We start from the raw sequence: 5,223 nt of genomic DNA, 5'->3' as shown, positions 1-5,223 counted from the left end.
TCTCGAGCTTGTAAGAGTTGCCACCCACGCTGACCGAGTCCAGCGTGAGTTGCAGCTTGGCGGCGCCCTTGAAGCGTCCGCGGGCCTTGGCGTCCACCACGGTGCCGGTGGCTTCCGAGCCCTCCGGGATGATCACCTTGCCGTCCACCGAGACCGGCTCGGCCACGGTGGCGGTGAAGGTGTCGCCGCTGTTGCTGATCTTCGAACCCACCGCCTGTCCCAGCTTGACGGTGATCACGGTGCCGGCAGGCACGGTGATGGGTTTGGCCATCAAGCGGTCCAGCATGCCGGGCTTGCTGGAGGCTGTGCTGGAAGTGCCGCCGCTGGAGCCGCCGCTCGCACCTCCGCCGGCAGCGCTCTGGTCCGCCGGGGACTTCGAGCCGCAGCCCACGGCCAGGATCAGGGAAAGACAGGCCATTCCCAGGCCTGCAAGACGGGTCCGCATAATTACCTCCATCCTCACCCAGAGCTTGTATCAGAGTCTTCCTGCAGGGCGCAAACCCCGAAAGGACAGTGGCCTGCCGGTTCCTCCTATTTCTTGCGGGGACCGTCGCCGGGAGCGGTGAGGGTGAAGTCCTTGGCCGGAGATTCGTCGGAGGGCGCAGGCTCGGCCTTCTCCTCCTTCTTCTGGAGGAACCTCTCGCGGTTGAGCAGGGGCCGCCCCAGGGAAGGGTTGTAGCTGGTCCACTCCGCCTCGGGCTCGCGGACGTAGTGGGCGCGCATGGCCTCGAGCTTGGAGTCCAGGTCGTCGAGGTAGTGCAGCGCCAGGGCCTCGGGGAACATGGGCAGCTTGGGCGAGCCGAACTCGTACTGGCCGTGGTGGCTGATGAGCAAGTGCTCGACCAGGGTCTTCAGCTCAGCGGGGAAGCCCGGCACCTGCTCGAGCTTGGCGTGCAGCATCTCCAGCTCGATGATCATGTGCCCCAGCAACTGCCCGCGCGTGGTGTAGGAGAACGAGCGGCTGTAGGCCAACTCGTGCAGCTTGCCGATGTCGTGCAGGAAGGCCCCGGTGAGCAGCAGGTCGCGGTCGAGCTGGGGATAGTTGCGGCAGATCAGGTCGCAGGAGCGGAAGAGCGAGACCACGTGGTCGAGCAGCCCGCCGATGTAGGCGTGGTGCAGGCTCTTGGCGGCGGGGGCGTTCTTGTAGGCGGCCGCGATCTCCGGGTCGTTCAGGAAGGCCTCGAGCAGCGCCTTCAGGTGCGGGTTCTGGAAGGAGGCGACGAACCCGGCCACGTCGCGCCAGAGTTCCTCCACGTCGCGCGGGCACTTGGGAAGGTAGTCGGCGTAGTCGATCTCCGACTCCTCCATGCGGCGCAGCTTGTGGATGGTGAGCTGGAAGCGGTTGTTGTACTTGTTGACCAGCCCCTTGACCTTGATGAAGTCGTCCTGGTCGCAGGCGCCGAGGGCGTCGGCGACGTTGTCCCACATCTTGGCCTCGATCTGCCCGGTGCGGTCGGCCAGGGTGAGGGCCAGGAAGAGTTCGCCGGTCTTGCGCGGCTTGATCTGCTTGGCGGCCACCACGAAGGACGAGGTGATGACCTTGTTCTCGTTGGCGGCGGCATCCTGGATGTAGAAGTCCTTCATGAGGGCCTGCCTGGGGCCCGCGCCGGCGGCGGCGGGACCACTCTCATCCTAACCCATCGCGGCGCGGAGAGCGGCCTAGAAGACCAGGAACTTCTTCTTCTTTTTCTTCTTGGCCTGGTCCTGGGCGGCGGTGTTGACGAAGACCGGCTTGGTCTCGTTGGGGCTGGCGCCCGAGTCCACGAAACCGGGCTTGATGTCGATGTAGGCCTCCTCGCGCAGCTTGGTGAGGTAGACGCGCACCGCCGGCGTGAGTTTCTGGTAGTAGATGGCGGTCTGCACCTTCTCCTCCACGTCTTTGAGCGGAGGCACGCCCGCCGGCGTGTGCTCGCTCACCTTCATCAGGATGTAGCCCTGCTTGGTGCGGACCACGTCGGAGACCTCGCCCGCCTTCATGGCAAAGATGACGTCTTCCAGCGACTTCACCATGGTGCCACGCTTGAAGTAGCCCAGGTCGCCGCCCTGGGGGGCCGAGTTGGCGTCGGCGGAGTACTTCTTGGCCAGCTCCTCGAAGGAGGCGCCCTTGTGGATCTGGTCGAGCAGGTCGTGGGCCTTCTTCTCGGCCGCGGCCAGGGTGGCGGCGTCGGGGTCCGCGCCTTCCGGCGCGCCCGCGGGCTGGGTGGAGACCAGGATCTCCTCCAGCCGCACCTGCTCCGGCTGCTCCATGTCCTTCTTGTGCTCCTCGTAGAACTTGCGGACCTCTTCCTGGGTGATCTGGATGTGGGAGCCGACCTCGCGCTGGATCACCTGCTGGGTGATGATGCCGTTGCGGATGTTCTGCTTGAAGTCCTCGTAGGAGACGCCTTCTTTCTCGGCGGCGCGCTGCAGGTCCTCCATGGTCTCCAGGTTGAGCTGCTTGCGGATCTCGTCCAGGCGCTTGATGAGTTCCGTGTCGCCGGTGATGCCCAGGTCCTTGCCCTTCTGCAGCAGCAGGTCCTGATCGATGAGGTCGCGCAGGACGTCTTTCTCCCGCTCCGGGTAGTGCCTGTCGGCTTCCGCCCCGTACTGCTGGCGCAGGTCGTTCATGAGCTGCTCCTGACCGTGCTGCAGGTCGGCGCGCGTGATGACGTCGCTGTTGATGTGCGCGATGATCTCCTGGATCACGGTGTCGGAGGCGAACAGGCAGGTGGAGATGACGATCAGGCAAAGGACGGGGACCCAATAGCGCTTCTTCATGGCACGGACCCTGGGCTTTCTCGTGGCGTTCCAGCTCCCACCACAGTCTGAGAGGAAGGAGATTCGGATATTTTACCTTTCCCGCCCCCGGCCCGCCAAGGGCGGAGGGCGGCCGTGCCGGCCGCCCCCGCCTATCGGACCATCGGGTCATCGAATCACCGGGCCGAGCCGGTTTTCATTGACCCGATGACCCGACGACCCGATGTATCATGGCCGCTCTCAGGAGGAAGGATGAAGCGCAAATCCTGGCTGTGGCTGTTGCTGCTGGCGGTGGCGCCGGCATGGGGCCAGGCGTCTCCGGCCTCGTCGTCCGGCCTGCTGCCCGCCGCCGGCCCCTACGACATCGCGCGCTACCTCAACATCCGCGCCGCCGGCGCGCCTGCCTATTCCCCGGGGAGCGACGACCTCGCCTTCCTCACCAACACCACCGGCACCAACCAGGTGTGGAAGACGCCGGCGCGCAACGGCTACCCCGAGCAGCTCACCTTCTTCGACGACCGCATCCAGGAGGTGCGCTGGTCGCCGCGCGGCGACGTCATTCTCTTCACCAAGGACCAGGGCGGCGACGAGCGCAGCCAGCTCTACCTCATGGACCCGGACGGGCAGACCATCCTTCCGCTCACCCACAATCCCAAGGCCATCTACCGCTTTGGCGACTTCTCCCGCGACGGGGCCTGGATCTGCTACTCCTCCAACGAGCGCGACCCGCGCTTCTTCGACGTCTACGTGATGGAGCTGGCCACGCGCCAGGCGCGCCGCCTGCTGGCCGGCGACGTCAACTACTCCGCCCTCTCCTTCTCCCCCGACGGCCGCTCCGTGCTGGTGGAGCGCGAGCACTCCAGCTACGACAACGACCTCTTCCTGCTCGACGTGCGCCGGGGCAGCGCCCAGCTCCTCACCCAGCACGCCGGCGACGCCGTCTACCGCGACTCGGTGTGGGACCCCGACGGCTCCGGCTTCTACCTGGCCTCCGACCAGGAGCGCGACCATCCCAACCTGGCCTTCTACGACCTGCGCCAGAAGGCGCTCACCTTCCTGGAGAACTCCAGCCTCGACCTGGACGAAGCCACCGGCATCGCCATGGACCGCAGCGGCACCCGCCTCTTCTACGCCTGGAACGACGCCGGGGCCTCGCTCATCCGCATCCGCGACCTCAAGGCCAACACCGTGGCGCTGTTCCGCAGCCTGCCGCGGGGCGTGGCCGGGCACGGCTCCTTCAACGGCGACGGCACGCGCGTAGCCTTCGCCTACTCCGCGCCCACCATGAACGGCGACATCTACGTGCTCGACCTGAAGGCCAACGAGGCGCGCCAAGTCACGCACTCCACCCGCGCCGGCATCCCCGACGCCAGCTTCGTCACGCCCGAGCTGGTGACCTACAGCTCTTTCGACGGCACCAAGGTCCCCGCGCTCTTCTACCTGCCGCCGGGCGCGCAGAAGGACGGCAAGCTGGCCGCCATCGTCAGCATCCACGGCGGGCCGGAAGGACAAGAGCGCCCGGCGTTCAACCCCGTCTACCAGTACTTCCTGAACCGCGGCTACGCGGTGCTGGCCCCTAACATCCGCGGCAGCGCCGGCTTTGGCCGCTCCTACATGCAGATGGACAACTACAAGAAGCGAGGGGACGCTATCCAGGACGCGGCCCTGACGGTGGAGTTCCTGAAGCAGAGCGGCTACGTGGACGCGCGCCGCATCGCGGTGATGGGCGGCAGCTACGGCGGCTTCATGGCGCTGGCCCAGGCCACCATGCATCCCGAACTGTGGGCGGCGACGGTGGACATCGTGGGCATCGCCAACTGGGCTACGTTTTTCCAGAACACGGGGCCGTGGCGGCGCGCCTTCCGCGTGGCCGAGTACGGCGACCCGGCCACCGATCCCGAGTTCATGGCCTCCATCTCGCCCATCCACTACGTGGACAAGATCCGGGCGCCGCTCTTCGTGATCGCGGGCGCCAACGATCCCCGCGTGCCCAAGGAAGAGGCCGACCAGATGGTGGCCAAGGTGAAGGAACGCGGCGTGCCGGTGGAGTACATCGCCTTTCCCGACGAAGGCCACGGCATGGCCAAGCGCAGCAACCGCATCCGGGGCTACACTGCCATCGCAGAGTTTCTCGATAAGTATGTGAAGAACGCGAAGTGAGGGGGCAAGTGTTCGGCAAGATCCTCCTGGGTGTCTGGGTTGTGTATTTCGTGTTCATGGCGTTCTTCATGGCCTTTCCCTTTGCTGTTGCGCGATTCCTCCGGCATGTGGAGCCGCTTGGACATGTCATTTACTGGCTCCCCTTCGTGTTGATGCCGATAACTCCCGTCTACATAGTTCTCTGGATTTACCGGGAGAGTAAGAGATCGCGGCCCCGTCCCGACGGGACGGAACGAAAGTAGCCCGGCACGAAGTGCCGGGTCAGCGATGAAGATTGAGCAAGTCCCGTCAGGGACGACTGAAGGATTCTCGCGTTTGTGCCGCCCC

General features: G+C 65.7%; 4 protein-coding genes. 1 reads left to right on the top strand and 3 read right to left on the bottom strand.

Annotated elements, in window-relative coordinates; genetic code table 11:
- The 3 genes from VEG08_12690 to VEG08_12680 all read right to left on the bottom strand — a co-directional run.
- Positions 1–418, bottom strand: a 418-nt coding sequence (locus tag VEG08_12690) for a hypothetical protein (GenBank protein ID HXZ28842.1), incomplete at its 3' end; no start/stop codon positions are given.
- A gap of 113 nt (positions 419–531) precedes the next feature.
- Positions 532–1,584, bottom strand: coding sequence for an OB-fold nucleic acid binding domain-containing protein (locus tag VEG08_12685; GenBank protein HXZ28841.1), 1,053 nt, complete (start codon positions 1,582–1,584; stop codon positions 532–534).
- A 75-nt stretch (positions 1,585–1,659) separates the two neighbouring features.
- Complete coding sequence (locus VEG08_12680) at positions 1,660–2,757, bottom strand: peptidylprolyl isomerase (GenBank protein ID HXZ28840.1); 1,098 nt, start codon at positions 2,755–2,757, stop codon at positions 1,660–1,662.
- A gap of 231 nt (positions 2,758–2,988) precedes the next feature.
- Between VEG08_12680 and VEG08_12675 the strand changes: the two genes are divergently transcribed.
- Positions 2,989–4,896, top strand: coding sequence for a S9 family peptidase (locus VEG08_12675; GenBank protein ID HXZ28839.1), 1,908 nt, complete (start codon positions 2,989–2,991; stop codon positions 4,894–4,896).
- Positions 4,897–5,223 lie beyond the last annotated feature (327 nt).

The sequence above is a fragment of the Terriglobales bacterium genome, assembly GCA_035624475.1.
Taxonomy (GTDB): domain Bacteria; phylum Acidobacteriota; class Terriglobia; order Terriglobales; family Acidobacteriaceae; genus DASPRL01.
The sequence above is the reverse complement of the archived record's forward strand: the minus strand, read 5'-3'. Positions and strand labels throughout refer to the sequence as shown.

What these genes read in the sequence shown, in the direction of transcription:
- VEG08_12685 (HXZ28841.1), bottom strand. Translation starts at nt 1,584, where the DNA reads ATGAAGGACTTCTACATCCAGGATGCCGCCGCCAACGAGAACAAGGTC.
- VEG08_12680 (HXZ28840.1), bottom strand. Translation starts at nt 2,757, where the DNA reads ATGAAGAAGCGCTATTGGGTCCCCGTCCTTTGCCTGATCGTCATCTCC.
- VEG08_12675 (HXZ28839.1), top strand. Translation starts at nt 2,989, where the DNA reads ATGAAGCGCAAATCCTGGCTGTGGCTGTTGCTGCTGGCGGTGGCGCCG.